The organism is Burkholderia sp. HI4860 (genome assembly GCF_002223045.2).
Taxonomy (GTDB): Bacteria; Pseudomonadota; Gammaproteobacteria; order Burkholderiales; family Burkholderiaceae; genus Burkholderia.
Map to the genome: position 1 here is coordinate 3,035,579 of NZ_NKFO02000003.1, position 15,310 is coordinate 3,050,888.

The following is a 15,310-nucleotide window of genomic DNA, read 5'->3' on the forward strand; positions in this document are numbered from 1 at the left end:
CCGGTCATGCGCCGTTGCGCCGGCGTGCCGCGTGGAGCGCCTCGGCGCGCTGCTTCACGTCGCGCGCGCACTGGTCGAAACCCTGTTTCACCCAAGCGCCGTGGTGCTGCATGATCGCATCCGCGTTGACGCCGAGGAACTGGTCGGTCGTGAAATAGCGGCAGCGCTCCGCACCGATCGCGTCGATGTACTGGTCGCGGCGCGCGGCGTCCTTGTTGTCGTCGGTCGGGCGCTGCTCCCACGACAGCAGGCGTTCGGGTTCGTACGCGACGAGGATCTCGTTGACGGGAATCACGGTCTGCGTGCCCGGGATGCGCACCTGCATGTGCACGAAATCGCCGATCCTGCCGGTCGTTTCGAAGCCGACGCAGAACGTGTTCCATTCGCCGTAGCGCGGGAAGTCGGTCAGCACTTCCCAGACGACGGAGGCCGGTGCGTCGATGTCGACGGTGATCGAGGTGACGAGATTCGAGGGTTTGGTCATGACGATGTATCGGATCGGATGAAACCGCGCCTACCCGGGTGGCGGGACGCTTCGCGGCGGTCGGAAGGAGCCGCGCCGGTATTGGTCGGCGCGCGTGACGGGTGGGGCTCGGGACGTGCGGGGCGTTTTCGCCGGCACGTGCCGCGCAGCGCACCCGACATCGAGCGTAGGCCGGCGCACGCGGCGAAGAATCGTCGGAATGGACTAAGGCGTTTCACCGGGGCGGCGGGGTGGTGCGATTGTCGCGACGGTCGGCGGCAGGGGCGCGCCGGCGCATCATGCGCGCAGACCGTCGACACCACGCAGCGCAGCCGCGACAATACGCGTCTCTTTCCGCTTTCGTCATCGAGGTGCCTGTGTCCGCCAAGCCGTCCGTTGCTCCCGCGATCGTCTGGTTCCGCGACGATCTCCGCGTGACCGACCAGCCCGCGCTCACACGCGCGGTGGAATCGGGCCGGCCGCTCATCTGCGTGTTCGTCGACGACACGGGCGACGGCGCCGGGCGGGCGCTCGGCGGCGCGGCGCGCTGGTGGCTGCACGGGTCGCTGGCCGGGCTCGACGCGGCGCTCGCGCGTCATGGCGGGCGCCTGCTGCTGTTGCGCGGCGACGCGCCGCGCGAGATCGACCGCATCGTGCACGACACGGGCGCGCAAGCCGTGTACTGGAACCGCCGCTACGCGCAACCGCAGCGCGACGCCGACGCGGCGCTGAAGGCGTCGCTCAAGGCGCGCGGTGTCACGGTCGAGAGCAGCAACGGCAGCCTGCTGAACGAGCCGTGGGAGGTGCTGACGGGCGGCGGCACCCCGTATCAGGTGTTCACTGCGTACTGGCGTGCGGCGCGACGGGATCGCACGGTCGCTGCGCCGCTGCCGGAACCCGAGCGGATCGCGTTTCATCCGTGGTCGAAAGCCGTGCGCGACCGCGCGCTGGCGCTCGACGCGCTTGCGTTGCGGCCGCATTCGCCGGATTGGGCCGGCGGCCTGCGCGATGCGTGGCCCATGCCCGACGAAGCCGGCGCGCACGCGCAGCTCGACGCGTTCCTGACGACTTCGCTCGCCGGCTATGCGGACGCGCGCGATCTGCCCGACCGTCCCGCGACGAGCCGCCTTTCGCCGTTCCTGCGCTTTGGCAACGTGTCGCCGCGACAGGTGTGGCACGCGGTGCAGGGGGCCGCGAGCGCAGGCGGCGCGGCGCTTGCCGCGGATGCCGACAAATTCCTGAGCGAACTCGGCTGGCGCGAATTCAGCTACACGCTGCTGTATCACTTCCCGGCGCTCGCGACCGACAACTTCCGCGCGCAGTTCGACGCGATGCCGTGGCGCGACGATCCCGCCGCGCTGCACGCATGGCAGCGCGGGCTGACCGGCTATCCGCTCGTCGATGCGGGCCTGCGCGAACTGTGGACGACCGGCTGGATGCACAACCGCGTGCGGATGGTCGTCGCGTCGTTCCTGATCAAGCATCTGCTGATCGACTGGCGCGCGGGCGAAGCATGGTTCTGGGACACGCTGGTCGACGCCGATCCCGCGAACAACGCGGCGAGCTGGCAGTGGGTGGCCGGGTGCGGTGCCGACGCCGCGCCGTATTTCCGCATCTTCAATCCGGTCGCGCAGGGGCAGAAGTTCGATCCGGACGGCGCGTACGTGCGGCGCTGGGTGCCCGAGCTTGCCGGTCTCGACAACGCCTCGATCCACGCGCCGTGGGAAGCGTCGCCGCTGGAGCTCGACGCGGCCGGTGTGCGGCTCGGTGTCGACTATCCGGCGCCGCTCGTCGAGCATGCGGCCGCGCGTGCCCGCGCGCTCGATGCGCTGGCGGCATTGCCGAAGCGCCGCTGACCGCACGCTTCGGATTACCGCATCAATTGCAGAACGCGACGTGTTCGAGCAGCGCGTACGCGACGCCCGAACTGAAATAGGCCGCGCCGCACCACGCGACGAACGCGAGCGTGCCGGCGGCCAGCGCCGCGCGGATCATGCCCATGCCGCGTTGCCCGATGCCGGGCGTGCGACGCGCGCATCGTTGATCGGCAGGTGCAGCAACGCCGCGAGCACGCCGAGCGCGATCGAGCCGATCCACAGCGGCAGGTACGAATGCGTCGCGTCGTACACCACCGCGCCGAGCCAGACGCCGAAGAAGCTGCCGAGCTGGTGTCCGAAGAACACGAAGCCGAAGAGCGTCGCGATGTAGCGCACGCCGAACACCTGCGAGATCACGCCGTTCGTCAGCGGCACGGTGCCGAGCCACGTGAATCCCATTACGGCCGCGAACACGTAGACGCTCGCGGGCGACAGCGGCGCCGCGACGAACACGGCCATCGTAAGGGCCCGCACGAGGTACAGCACCGACAGCACGTACTTGCGCCGCAGCAGCCCGCCGAGATGGCCGCACGCATAGGTGCCGGCCACGTTGGTCAGCGCGATCAGCGCAAGCGCGACGCTCGCGTGGCGTGCCGGCAGCCCGTGGTCGAGCAGGTACGCGGGAAGATGCGTCGCGACGAACGCGAGCTGGAAGCCGCATGCGAAGAAACCCGCGTTCAGCAGCCAGAAGCCGCGATGCGCGAACGCCTCGCGCACGGCTTCGCCGATCGACTGGTCGGGGCCGGCGGCGGCAGCCTGCGCGGGGCGGTCGCGTAGCAGCACCGCGAGCGGTGCAAGCAGCGCCGCGACGAGGGCCAGCGCGATGAACGCGTGCCGCCAGCCGATGCCGCCGATCAGCGTCTGCGCGACGGGCACCATGCAGAACTGGCCGAGCCCGCCGATCGCGCCCGCAACGCCGAGCGCCCAGCCGCGCCGGTCCGGTGGAAACAGGCGGCTCAGCGCGCCATAGATCGACGCGAACGCCGAGCCCGACAGCGCGATGCCGATCACGAGCCCGGTGCCGACCGTGAACATGCCGGTTGACGCCGCATGCGCCATCGTGACGAGCCCGGCCGCATACAGCAGCATCCCGGCGACGATCACGCGCAGCGAGCCGAAGCGATCGGCGACCATCCCCGTGAACGGCTGCGCGACGCCCCAGATCAGGTTCTGCAGCGCGAGGGCGAGCCCGAACGCTTCGCGCGACCAGCCGTGGTCGAGCGACACCGGCGCGAGGAACAGGCCCTGCACGTGGCGGATGCCGAGCGCGGCGCCCATGATCAGGCCGCCGGCCAGGACGGGCAGCCAGCGGCGGCGGACTTCCTGCTCGATCGGGGTCATGCGTGTCTCCGGATGAAGGCGCGCGGCAAGAGGGCCGCGCTCGATCCGATTAGACGATCGGGCCCGTCGTCGCTCAAGCGATCATTCGGTCAGGTTGGCATGCTTGGCAGGAATGCGATGAGGCGCACGCGGGGGGAGGGGCGGGCGTGCCCGGCAGCGGTCAGGCCGGTACGCAAAGGCCGCGCCGGCTTACGCCGACACCGCGCCGTGCGCACGCATCGCGGTATCGCATTCGGCCGCTTCGGCGAGCATCCAGTCGCGCACGTCGGCGACTTCGCGGCGCGGGGCCGGATCGTGCTGGAACAGCCAGTAGCCGTAAGCATCCGACAGCGCCTGCGTGTGCGTCCCGAGCACCGCGAGCCGCCCGTCCGCGAGCATCGGCGCGACGAGCGCGAGCCGGCCGAGCGCGACGCCCTGGCCCGCGATCGCCGCCTGGATCACCTGGTCGTACTGGTTGAAGCGCAGCACGCCTTTCGGGCGCGCGTCGCCGAGCCCGGCCGCGTGCAGGTGCGTGCGCCACTGCAATTGCGGCTGCGGCGGCCCGTCGAATTCGAGCAGCACATGGTCGGCGATCGCCGCCGCGTTCGTGACCGGCCGCGCGGCGAGCGCCGGATGGGCGACCGGCACGACGATCTCGTCGAACAGGCGCAGCGCGCCGGCCGGCGCGCGGTCGCGCGGACAATAGCGGATCCCGAGGTCGATGCCTTCGGCGCGCAAATCGAGTACCTTGTCGTTCGCGGCCACGCGCAGGTCGATCTCCGGCAGGCGCGCCTGCAGCCGCCCGAGCCGCGGCAGCAGCCACAGCGCGGTGACGCCGATGCTGGCGGTGATCGTGACGGGCTGGCGCTCGCGCGTGGCCGCGAGCGACGCGACGGTGTCCTGCAGCCCGTGCAGTGCCGCATCCGCGACGCGAAACAGCCGCTCGCCTTCCGGCGTGAACGCGATCTTCCGGTAGCCGCGCTGCAGCAATGCGACGCCGAGATGCGCTTCGAGTGCGTGTACCTGGCGGCTGACCGCCGATTGCGTGACGCACAGGTCCTGCGCGGCGAGCGTGATGCTCATGCGGCGGCCGACGGCGACGAAACCGCGGACGAGGTCGAGCGACGGGAGGCGGACGAGCGGCGTTGACATGCGCGTGACTCATGCGAACGGAGCAGCAAGATTGGTTGAGAACGCGGGGCGCGTCAAGTTCAATGGAGGCTGGTGCGGGCGGTGAAGGAGGGGTGGGCGACGCCCCGGCCGGCTGCGAAGCATGGGCGTGGGCAGGCACTGACGCGCTCACCCGGACGGACCGCGAAGCATGGGACCGGAGACACGATGACGATTTCGAACGAAGGCAGCGAAATGACGCAGGGCACCCGCGCGGCGGACGCATTGCCGCCCGAGCCGGTGACGCTGCGCGCGGCCGACGGTTATGCATTGCGCGGCCATGTATGGCGCCATCGCGGCGGCAGTGTCGTGCGGCCGGTGACGGTCATCAATTGCGCGACGTCGGTGCGTTGCGACTACTACTTCCGTTTCGCGGCCTGGCTGTTCGCCCAGGGGCGCGACGTGCTCGTCTACGACTATCGCGGCATCGGCGGGTCGCGCCCGGCGCAGCTCGCGAAGCTGCGCGCGAACTGGCTCGACTGGGGGCGGCTCGATTGCGAAGCCGCGCTGCACTACGCACGCGACGCGTTTCCGGGCCAGCCGATCGACGTCGTCGCGCACAGCATCGGCGGGTTCGCGCTTGGGCTCGCCGCATCGAACGTTCATGTGCGGCATGCGGTGACGGTCGGCGCGCAGTATGCGTACTGGCGCGATTACCGGCCGGCCGAACGGCGCCGCATGTGGTGGAAGTGGCACGTCGCGATGCCGGTGCTCGCGGCCGTGTTCGGCTACGTGCCCGCGAAGCGGCTCGGCTGGATGGAGGACACGCCGCGCGGCGTCGCGTTGTCGTGGGTGCGTTCGCAGGCACGCTTCGAGGACGGCTATACGAGCGGCCCGCTCGCCGAACCCGCCGCGAGCCGCGCCGCGTTGCCCGCCCGCTTCGCGGGGCTGTCGGCGCCGATGCTCGCGATTGGCCTCGACGACGACGGGTTCGGCACGGTCGCGGCGATCGAGCGGCTGGTCGGCTACTACACGGGCAGCGACGTCACGCATCTGCGGATCGCGCCGGCCGACATCGGTGTCGACGCGATCGGCCATTTCGCGTTTTTCCACAGCCGCTTCACCGAAACACTGTGGCCGCTCGCGCTCTACTGGCTGCAGCACGGCGCGCTGCCGGCCGATGCGCCGGGCAACGTGCATGCGATTCACCCGGCATCGCGCGGGCGTGGGCCCGGCAGCGGCGTGCCGGGCGTGGCCGCGAACGGTTGATTGGGCGGCCTCGTCATGCATCGCGCATGCCGAAGGACAAGCGCCGGCGCTCGGCATCGACGCCGGCGGCCCGTAACGGTTTGCCATACCGCCTGATCGATTAACATCGGACGTTTCGTTCCACAGGCCGCCGCACGTCGATGCTCGTCCCGCCCGATTCCGTTTCTCCGTCTGACAGCCCCCGCGCCTGGCGCATGCAGCGGCTCGACGCGCCGCCCGCCGCGACCCGCGCCGGCGTGCAGATCGCGCGCGTCGATTTCGACTGGAACGTGCCGCTTGTGTCGCCCGCGTATGCGGCACTGAGCGACGGCGAGCGCGCGCGAGCCGCCCGCTTCATGCGGCATGAGGATGCGGTGCGCAGCGCCGCGACGCGCGCCGCGCTGCGCGACGTGCTCGGCACGGCCCTCGGCATCGCGCCGCACGCGGTGGCCATCGTCGTCGACGCATCGGGGCGGCCGTCGCTGGACGACGCGCATCGTGCGTCGCTCGACTTCAACGTGTCGCATGCGGGCGACCATGCGTTGATTGCGTGGGCTCCCGCGGGGCGCGTCGGCGTCGATATCGAGTCCTGCAATCGCACGGCCGACTGGCGGGCGCTGACGCGCGAGGTGTGCGCGCCCGCCGAAGCCGCCTATCTCGACAGCCTGCCGCTGGTCGAACGGGCCGGCGCATTCATGCGCGTCTGGAGTGCGAAGGAGGCGTTGCTCAAGGCGCTCGGCACCGGCATCGTCGGCGGGCTGGGCGCGTTCGCGGTCGTGCCGCCGCGCGATGGCGCGACCCCGGCGACGACGATCGTCGAGCCGGCCGCGCCCGCCGCCGGCGTCGCGGCGTTCGATGCGGCGTGGCTCGACGCGGCGCCCGGCTATGCGGCATGCGTCGCGTGGACGCGTGCGTGAGCCGCGCTCAGCGCGCGGCGCTCATTCGAGCGGCGCGTCGTTCGGCGCCGCATAGCGCGCCTTGATCACGTCGCTCATCGCGAAGTCGAACGACAGCCCCTTCGGCGGCACCGGCTTCATGAACCACTTGTCGTACAGCGCGTCGATCTCGCCGCGCTTCATCAATTGCACGAGCACGCCGTCGACGAGCGCCTTGAACGGCGGATCGTCCTTGCGCAGCATGAACCCGTAGGCTTCCGACGATTGCGGCGTGCCGACGATCTGCCAGTCGGCCGGCTTCGCGGCGAGCTGGCGCACGCCCGCGAGCAGCACGTCGTCCATCATGTACGCGGCCGCGCGGCCCGATTCGAGCGTGAGGCGCCCTTCGCCGTAATCCTTCGCGCTGATGATCCGCATGTTCATCTTCTTGTCCTCGTTCATCTTGCGCAGCAGGCGCTCGGACGTCGTGCCCTGGTTCGTCACGACCGTCTTGCCGGCGAGGTCGGGGAAGTCGCGGATGCCCGACGTCGTGCGCGTGAGCAGGCGCGTCGTCGCGACGAAGAAGGTGGTCGAGAACGCGACCTGCGCATGGCGCGCGGCGAGGTTGGTCGTCACGCCGCATTCGAGATCGACAGTGCCGTTCTGCACGAGCGGAATGCGGTTCTGCGACGTGACGGGGATGAAGCGCACCTGCAGGTCGGGCTTGCCGGTGCGCGCCTTCACCGTGGCGATCACGCGGTCGCACAGATCCTGCGAGAAGCCGATGACCTTGCCGTTCGCGTCGACGTAGGAAAACGGCACCGACGTTTCGCGGTGGCCGATCGAGATCAGGTTGCTCTGCCGGATCTTCTCGAGCGTGCCCGACAGCGGCTGCGCGGCGAGCGACGCGCCGCACGCGAGTGCGCACACGGCGAACAGCAGGGGGCGGCCGAACCGGATGGCGAGTCGTGACGGGAAGGGCATGGCGGTCTCCGTGGCGAGGTGCGATCCATATGTTGCCAAAGACAAAATAATTGCAACAACCGTTAATAGGCGGATCACCGGGGCTGAAGGGACGGGCCGCACCGGGCATCAGGGAAACTCCCGAGTCGAAATCGGTGAAAAACGGGTTGTCTAGACAAGTTGGCGTGGCTACACTTCAATCCATTCCGAACTTGTCTAGACAGGATTGCTCACATGATTACGTTGACCCCCGGCCATCTGACCCTCCCGCAACTGCGCCAGATCGCACGCGAATCCGTGCAGCTCGCGCTCGACCCGACCAGCTTCGCGAAGATCGACGCCGGCGCGAAGGCCGTCGCCGACATCGCCGCGAAGGGCGAGCCGGCCTACGGCATCAACACGGGCTTCGGCCGCCTGGCCAGCACGCACATCCCGCACGACCAGCTCGAACTGCTGCAGAAGAACCTCGTGCTGTCGCACGCAGTCGGCGTGGGCGAGCCGATGGCACGCTCGTCGGTGCGCCTGCTGATGGCGCTGAAGCTGTCGAGCCTCGGCCGCGGCCACTCGGGCATCCGTCGCGAAGTGATGGACGCGCTGATCAAGCTGTTCAACGCGGACGTGCTGCCGCTGATCCCGGTGAAGGGCTCGGTCGGCGCATCGGGCGACCTCGCGCCGCTCGCGCACATGTCGGCCGTGCTGCTGGGTGTTGGCGAAGTGTTCATCCGCGGCGAGCGTGCGAGCGCGATCGACGGTCTGCGCGTCGCGGGCCTCGCGCCGCTGACGCTGCAGGCGAAGGAAGGCCTGGCGCTGCTGAACGGCACGCAGGCATCGACCGCGCTGGCGCTCGACAACATGTTCGCGATCGAAGACCTGTACCGCACCGCGCTCGTCGCGGGTGCGCTGTCGGTCGACGCGGCTGCCGGCTCGGTGAAGCCGTTCGACGCACGCATTCATGAGCTGCGCGGCCATCAAGGCCAGATCGATGCGGCCGCGTCGTACCGCGACCTGCTCGAAGGTTCGCCGATCAACCAGTCGCACCGCGACTGCGACAAGGTGCAGGACCCGTACAGCCTGCGCTGCCAGCCGCAGGTGATGGGCGCGTGCCTGGACCAGATGCGCCATGCGGCCGACGTGCTGCTGGTCGAAGCGAACGCCGTGTCGGACAACCCGCTGATCTTCCCGGATACCGGCGAAGTGCTGTCGGGCGGCAACTTCCACGCGGAGCCCGTCGCGTTCGCGGCCGACAACCTCGCGCTCGCCGCAGCGGAAATCGGCGCGCTGGCCGAACGCCGGATCGCGCTGCTGATCGACGCGACGCTGTCGGGCCTGCCCCCGTTCCTCGTGCGGGACGGCGGCGTGAACTCGGGCTTCATGATCGCGCACGTGACGGCGGCCGCCCTCGCGTCGGAAAACAAGACGCTCGCGCACCCGGCGTCGGTCGACTCGCTGCCGACTTCGGCGAACCAGGAAGACCACGTGTCGATGGCGACGTTCGCCGCGCGCAAGCTCGCCGACATCGCGGACAACACGAAGCACATCCTCGCGATCGAACTGCTGGCCGCCGCACAAGGCGTCGACCTGCGCGCGCCGTACCACACGAGCCCGAAGCTGGCGCCGGTGATGGAAACGATCCGCAGCAAGGTCGCGCACTACGAGCTCGACCACTACTTCGCACCGGACATCGCCGTGATCGCGAAGCTGGTCGGCGAGCGCGCGTTCGCGAAGGTCGCGCCGTTCTCGTTCGCGTCGGAACAGTAAGCCCATGAGCGCGCCGGTCTACCAGGAGATCAAGGATTTCATCCTGGCCCGCATCCACGCAGGCGAGTGGGAGGAGGGCGATCAGGTGCCGTCCGAGAACGAGCTGGCGCGCGAATTCAAGGTGGCGCGCATGACCGTCAACCGCGCGCTGCGCGAGTTGACGGCCGAGCAGGTGCTCACGCGCATGAAGGGGGCGGGCACCTACGTCGCGCGGCCGAAGTACGAGTCGACGCTGGTGGCGATCCGCAGCATCTCGGAGGAAGTCGGTGCGCGCGGGCATGCGTATCACGCGAGCGTGCTCGGCCTCGACACGATCCGCGCCGACGAGGCGCTCGCCGACGAGATGCAGGTCGCCGTGCGCACGAAGCTGTTTCATTCGCAGGTGCTGCACTTCGAGAATGACGAGCCCGTGCAGCTCGAAGAACGATGGGTGAATCCGGCGGTCGCGCCGGATTACGCCGAGCAGGATTTCACGAACACGACGCCGAACCTGTACCTGATGCGCGCGGCTCCGCTGCAGCGCGTCGAGTACCGGATCGAAGCGGCGGCCCCGGCGCCGGAGCGGCGCGAGCAGCTGCGGATGGACGACGTCGAGCCGTGTCTGGTTTTACATCGACGCACCTGGTCGCAGGGCGTCGTCGCCTCGGTGGCGAATCTGTGGCATCCCGGCAGCCGTTATCGCTTCACCGGGCATTTCTGATTCCTATTTGATAGTCATTTTCCTTCGGGAGCAGTCGTCATGAACCATCCGAAACACATCGATCCCCGTCTCGATCCGACGCGCACGATCCGCGCGCCGCGCGGCAGCGAGAAAGTCTGCAAGACCTGGCTGGCCGAAGCGGCCTACCGGATGATCCAGAACAACCTCGACCCGGAAGTCGCCGAGCATCCGCATGCGCTCGTCGTGTACGGCGGCATCGGCCGCGCGGCACGCAACTGGGAATGCTACGACCAGATCCTCGCATCGCTGAAGGATCTCGAAGAGAACGAGACGCTGCTGATCCAGTCGGGCAAGCCGGTCGGTGTGTTCCGCACGCACAAGGATGCGCCGCGCGTGCTGCTCGCGAACTCGAACCTCGTGCCGCACTGGGCGAACTGGGATCACTTCCACGAGCTCGACCGCAAGGGCCTGATGATGTACGGCCAGATGACGGCCGGCAGCTGGATCTACATCGGCAGCCAGGGCATCGTTCAGGGCACCTATGAAACGTTCTTCTCGGTCGCGAACCAGCACTTCAACGGCGATCCGTCGGGCCGCTGGATCCTGACGGGCGGCCTGGGCGGCATGGGCGGCGCGCAGCCGCTGGCCGCGACGATGGCCGGCTTCTCGATGATCGCGGTCGAATGCGACGAGACCCGCATCGACTTCCGCCTGAAGACGCGCTACGTCGACAAGAAGGCGACGACGCTCGACGAGGCGCTCGGCATGATCGAGGAAGCGAAGCGCACCGGCAAGCCGGTGTCGATCGGCCTGCTCGGCAACGCGGCCGACGTGTTCGCCGAACTCGTCACGCGCGGCATCACGCCGGACTGCGTGACCGACCAGACGAGCGCGCACGACCCGATCAACGGCTACCTGCCGCAAGGCTGGACCGTCGCGCAATGGCGCGAAGCGCAGAAGGTCGATCCGCAGAGCATCGTGAAGGTCGCGAAGCAGTCGATGGCCGTCCAGGTGCGCGCGATGCTCGCGCTGCAGGAACGCGGCGCGGCGACGCTCGACTACGGCAACAACATCCGCCAGATGGCGCTGGAAATGGGCGTCGAGAACGCATTCGACTTCCCGGGCTTCGTGCCGGCCTACATCCGCCCGCTATTCTGCGAAGGCAAGGGCCCGTTCCGCTGGGTCGCGCTGTCGGGCGATCCGGAAGACATCTACAAGACCGACCAGAAGGTGAAGGAGCTGATCCCCGACGATCCGCACCTGCACAACTGGCTCGACATGGCGCGTGAGCGCATTGCGTTCCAGGGCCTGCCGGCACGGATCTGCTGGGTCGGCGTGAAGGATCGCTATCGCCTCGGCCAGGCGTTCAACGAGATGGTCAAGAACGGCGAACTGAAGGCCCCGATCGTGATCGGTCGCGACCACCTCGATACGGGTTCGGTCGCGAGCCCGAACCGCGAGACGGAATCGATGAAGGACGGTTCGGACGCCGTGAGCGACTGGCCGCTGCTGAACGCCCTGCTGAACACCGCAGGCGGCGCATCGTGGGTGTCGCTGCACCATGGCGGCGGCGTGGGCATGGGCTTCTCGCAGCACTCGGGCGTCGTGATCGTCGCCGACGGTACCGCCGAAGCGCACGAGCGTCTCGGCCGCGTGCTGCTGAACGACCCGGCGACGGGCGTGATGCGCCATGCGGATGCCGGCTACGAACTCGCGCAGCAGACGGCCCGCGAAGCCGGCCTGAAGCTGCCGATGCTCGGCCGCTGAGCATGACGGCGCTCCACCCGGCGCCGGTGAACGCGACGATGATCCGCGCCGCGGATCTCGTCGCGTCGCCATGGAAGAACGGCGGTGGCGTGACGCGCGAGATCGGTGCGTTCCCGCCGGGCGCCGCGCTCGACGCGTTCGCGTGGCGCGTGAGCGTCGCCGACGTCGGCACGGCCGGGCCGTTCTCGCGTTTCGACGGGATCGACCGCACGCTGGTGCTGCTGTCCGGCGCGGGCATGACGCTCGCCGAGGCAGGCGGCGCCCGCCACGTGCTCGACGCACCGCTGGCCCGCGCGGATTTCGCGGGGGAAGCGGCGATCGACGCGACGCTGCACGACGGCGCGACGCGCGACTTCAACCTGATGACGCGCCGTTCGGCCGCGCGCGGCGCGCTCGACGTATGGCGCGCAGGCGCGCACCGCATCGAGCATGCCGATACCGTGCTGCTGTATTGCGCGGCCGGCGACGCCGCGGTCGAAATCGACGGCACACGCTACACACTGGAAGAAATGGACACGCTGCGGCTCGACGGGCCGCGGCGTGCGTTTGACGTCGTCGTGAGCGGTAGCGGCGCGTTGCTCGCCGTGTCGCTCGCCATCGGCGAACGAGACTGAACGCATGAAACCGACTGTCTGGCATCACCTGAGGCTGTGTCCACACGGCCATCCTGACGAGACGATCGACGACGCGGCGATCGCCGTCGACGAAACCGGCACGATCGTCTGGCTCGGCGCGATGTCCGCGCTGCCGCACGGTTACGCCCACTGGCAGCGCGAGGATCTGCATGGCGCGTGGGTGACGCCGGGCCTCGTCGACTGCCATACGCACCTCGTGTACGGCGGCACGCGTGCCGACGAATTCGCGCAGCGCCTCGCGGGCGTGAGCTACGAGGAAATCGCGCGGCAGGGCGGCGGGATCGTGTCGACGGTGCGCGCGACGCGCGCGGCCGACGAGACGACGCTGTTCGTGCAGGCTGCAGCCCGCCTGCAGCCGCTGCTCGCCGAAGGCGTGACCGCGATCGAGATCAAGTCGGGCTACGGGCTCGACCTCGCGAGCGAACGCAAGATGCTGCGCGTTGCACGCCAGCTCGGCGAACGCTTTCCGGTCACCGTCTACACGACCTTCCTCGGCGCGCACGCGCTGCCGCCCGAATATGCGGGCCGTGCGGATGCGTACATCGACGAAGTGTGCGACCGGATGCTGCCGGCGCTGGCCGACGAAGGGCTCGTCGACGCGGTCGACGTGTTCTGCGAACGCATCGGCTTTTCGCTCGCGCAGACCGAGCGCGTGTTCGAGGCCGCGACGCGGCGCGGGCTGCCCGTGAAGCTGCATGCGGAGCAACTGTCGAATGCGGGCGGCACGGCGCTTGCCGCGCGTTATCGCGCGCTGTCCGCCGATCACCTCGAATTTCTCGACGAAGCCGGCATCGAGGCGATGAAGGCAGCCGGCACGGTTGCCGTGCTGCTGCCCGGTGCGTACTACTTCATCCGCGAGACGCAACTGCCGCCGATCGAGCTGCTGCGCAAGCACGGCGTGCCGATCGCGCTCGCGACCGATCACAACCCCGGCACGTCGCCGCTCGAATCGCTGCTGCTGACGTTGAACATGGGCTGCACGCTGTTCCGCATGACGGTGCCCGAAGTGCTGCAGGGCGTCACGCGCCATGCGGCCGCGGCGCTCGGCCGCGCGGATCGCCACGGCGCGCTCGAGGTCGGGCGCCAGGCCGACTTCGCCGCGTGGTCGGTCGGCTCGCTGGCGGAGCTCGCCTACTGGATCGGCCGGCCGCTGTGCGAGCAGGTCGTACGCGGCGGCACGACCGTGTTTCGCCGGATGAATGGATAGCCTCATGACCGACACCACGTTGTTCGCAGACCATGCGTACCTGCCCGATGGCTGGCGCCGTAACGTCCTGCTGCGCTGGGACGCGGCCGGCACGCTGACCGGCGTGACGCCCGACACCGACGCACCCGCGGGCGTCGCACGCGCGGCCGGGCCGGTGCTGCCCGGCATGCCGAACCTGCACTCGCACGCGTTCCAGCGCGCGATGGCGGGGCTCACCGAATATCGCGCGAATCCGTCCGACAGCTTCTGGAGCTGGCGCGACCTGATGTACCGCTTCGCGCTGAAGATCACGCCCGACGCGCTCGCCGCGATCGCGCGCTGGCTGTATGTCGAGATGCTCAAGTGCGGCTACACGTCGGTGTGCGAATTCCACTACGTGCATCACACGCAGGACGGCTCGCGCTATCCGCAGATCGCCGAGCTCGGCACGCGCGTGATCGACGCCGCGCGCGCCGCCGGCATCGGCATCACGATGCTGCCGGTGTCGTACCAGTTCGCCGGTTTCGGCGACAAGCCGCCGCGTGACGACCAGCGCCGTTTCATCAACACGCCCGACGGCCTGCTCGAGCTGCTCGACGCGATGCGCCGCGTCGCGCCGGAGCACGGCGGGCTGCGCTACGGCGTTGCACCGCACTCGCTGCGGGCGGTATCCGAAAACGGCTTGCGCGTGCTGCTCGCAGGGCTGCCAGACGATGCGCCCGTGCATATCCACATCGCCGAGCAGACGGCCGAAGTCGACGACTGCGTGCGTGCGTACGGCGCGCGCCCCGTGCAATGGCTGCTCGATCGCTTCGACGTCGATGCGCGCTGGTGTCTCGTGCACGCGACGCACGTCGACGCGGCCGAAACGGCGGCGCTCGCGAAGCGTCGCGCGGTTGCCGGCCTGTGCCTGACGACCGAAGCGAACCTCGGCGACGGCGTGTTCCTGGCCGTCGACTATCTCGCGCAGGGCGGCGTGATCGGCGTCGGCTCCGACAGCCACGCGTCGGTCGACTGGCGCTCCGAGCTGCGCCTGCTCGAATACGGCCAACGGCTCGTGCACCGTGCACGCAACGTGCTGGCGAGCGGCACGCAGGCGCATGTCGCCGATCGCCTGTTCGACGCGTCGCTCGCGGGGGGCGCGCAGGCCAGCGGGCGGCGCGTCGGTGCGCTGCGCGAAGGATGTCGCGCCGACTGGCTCGTGCTCGATCCCGATCATCCGGCAATCGCCGAACACGACAGCACATCGTGGTTGTCGGGTATCGTGTTCGCGGAGCACGGCGACACGCCGGTGCTCGACGTCTACACAGGCGGCGAGCGCGTCGTGAGCGGCCGCCGTCATCGCGACGAAGCCGTCGCGTATGCCGACTACCGCGCCGCGCTGGCGCAACTGCTGCGCTGACGCGCGCAACCGGCGCACGCCGCAAGCGTGCGCTGGCAGACCTCC

At 69.5% G+C, this 15,310-nt stretch carries 14 protein-coding genes; 9 read left to right on the plus strand and 5 right to left on the minus strand.

Annotated elements, in window-relative coordinates; all coding sequences use genetic code 11:
• Positions 1–4: 4 nt before the first annotated feature.
• Positions 5–484, minus strand: a complete 480-nt coding sequence (locus CFB34_RS29480; RefSeq protein WP_089440584.1) for an SRPBCC domain-containing protein — start codon at positions 482–484, stop codon at positions 5–7.
• Positions 485–840: 356 nt separating this feature from the next.
• On the opposite strand from CFB34_RS29480, the gene CFB34_RS29485 reads away from it, so the two are divergent.
• Positions 841–2,319 (plus strand): deoxyribodipyrimidine photo-lyase, encoded by a 1,479-nt coding sequence (locus tag CFB34_RS29485; protein WP_089440583.1) that lies wholly within the window; start codon positions 841–843, stop codon positions 2,317–2,319.
• A gap of 22 nt (positions 2,320–2,341) precedes the next feature.
• Here the strand turns inward: CFB34_RS29485 and CFB34_RS39105 are convergent, their stop codons facing one another.
• The 3 genes from CFB34_RS39105 to CFB34_RS29495 all read right to left on the minus strand — a co-directional run bounded on the left by CFB34_RS39105 (position 2,342) and on the right by CFB34_RS29495 (position 4,812).
• On the minus strand, positions 2,342–2,464 hold the full coding sequence (locus tag CFB34_RS39105; RefSeq protein ID WP_041492896.1) for a hypothetical protein: 123 nt from the start codon (positions 2,462–2,464) through the stop codon (positions 2,342–2,344).
• The gene (locus tag CFB34_RS29490) at positions 2,455–3,681 is read right to left on the minus strand and encodes an MFS transporter (protein WP_089440582.1); all 1,227 of its coding nucleotides are present in this window, start codon (positions 3,679–3,681) and stop codon (positions 2,455–2,457) included. The genes CFB34_RS39105 and CFB34_RS29490 overlap by 10 nt, the downstream gene beginning before the upstream one ends.
• Positions 3,682–3,870: 189 nt before the next feature.
• A complete protein-coding gene (locus CFB34_RS29495) occupies positions 3,871–4,812 on the minus strand; it encodes a LysR substrate-binding domain-containing protein (RefSeq protein WP_089440581.1) in 942 nt (313 codons plus the stop codon).
• Positions 4,813–4,998: 186 nt separating this feature from the next.
• Between CFB34_RS29495 and CFB34_RS29500 the strand changes: the two genes are divergently transcribed.
• On the plus strand, positions 4,999–6,039 hold the full coding sequence (locus CFB34_RS29500; RefSeq protein WP_089440580.1) for an alpha/beta fold hydrolase: 1,041 nt from the start codon (positions 4,999–5,001) through the stop codon (positions 6,037–6,039).
• 140 nt (positions 6,040–6,179) lie between these two features.
• A complete protein-coding gene (locus CFB34_RS29505; RefSeq protein ID WP_089440579.1) occupies positions 6,180–6,935 on the plus strand; it encodes a 4'-phosphopantetheinyl transferase superfamily protein in 756 nt (251 codons plus the stop codon).
• Between the two features lie 21 nt (positions 6,936–6,956).
• Here CFB34_RS29505 and CFB34_RS29510 read toward each other — a convergent pair whose 3' ends face one another.
• Positions 6,957–7,877, minus strand: a complete 921-nt coding sequence (locus CFB34_RS29510; protein ID WP_089440578.1) for a glutamate/aspartate ABC transporter substrate-binding protein — start codon at positions 7,875–7,877, stop codon at positions 6,957–6,959.
• A 213-nt stretch (positions 7,878–8,090) separates the two neighbouring features.
• On the opposite strand from CFB34_RS29510, the gene hutH reads away from it, so the two are divergent.
• The 6 genes from hutH to CFB34_RS29540 are packed head-to-tail and all read left to right on the plus strand — an operon-like array spanning position 8,091 to position 15,265.
• Positions 8,091–9,614 (plus strand): histidine ammonia-lyase, encoded by a 1,524-nt coding sequence (gene hutH, locus CFB34_RS29515; RefSeq protein WP_089440577.1) that lies wholly within the window; start codon positions 8,091–8,093, stop codon positions 9,612–9,614.
• A gap of 4 nt (positions 9,615–9,618) precedes the next feature.
• The gene (gene hutC / locus CFB34_RS29520; protein WP_039369341.1) at positions 9,619–10,314 is read left to right on the plus strand and encodes a histidine utilization repressor; all 696 of its coding nucleotides are present in this window, start codon (positions 9,619–9,621) and stop codon (positions 10,312–10,314) included.
• Between the two features lie 39 nt (positions 10,315–10,353).
• Positions 10,354–12,042, plus strand: coding sequence for a urocanate hydratase (gene hutU / locus CFB34_RS29525; protein WP_089425798.1), 1,689 nt, complete (start codon positions 10,354–10,356; stop codon positions 12,040–12,042).
• A 2-nt stretch (positions 12,043–12,044) separates the two neighbouring features.
• Positions 12,045–12,656: a HutD family protein gene (locus CFB34_RS29530; RefSeq protein ID WP_089440576.1), complete on the plus strand. Its 612-nt coding sequence runs from the start codon at positions 12,045–12,047 to the stop codon at positions 12,654–12,656.
• A gap of 4 nt (positions 12,657–12,660) precedes the next feature.
• Positions 12,661–13,884 (plus strand): imidazolonepropionase, encoded by a 1,224-nt coding sequence (gene hutI, locus CFB34_RS29535; RefSeq protein ID WP_011352606.1) that lies wholly within the window; start codon positions 12,661–12,663, stop codon positions 13,882–13,884.
• Positions 13,885–13,888: 4 nt separating this feature from the next.
• Positions 13,889–15,265, plus strand: a complete 1,377-nt coding sequence (locus tag CFB34_RS29540; RefSeq protein WP_089440575.1) for a formimidoylglutamate deiminase — start codon at positions 13,889–13,891, stop codon at positions 15,263–15,265.
• The last annotated feature ends 45 nt before the right edge of the window (positions 15,266–15,310 follow it).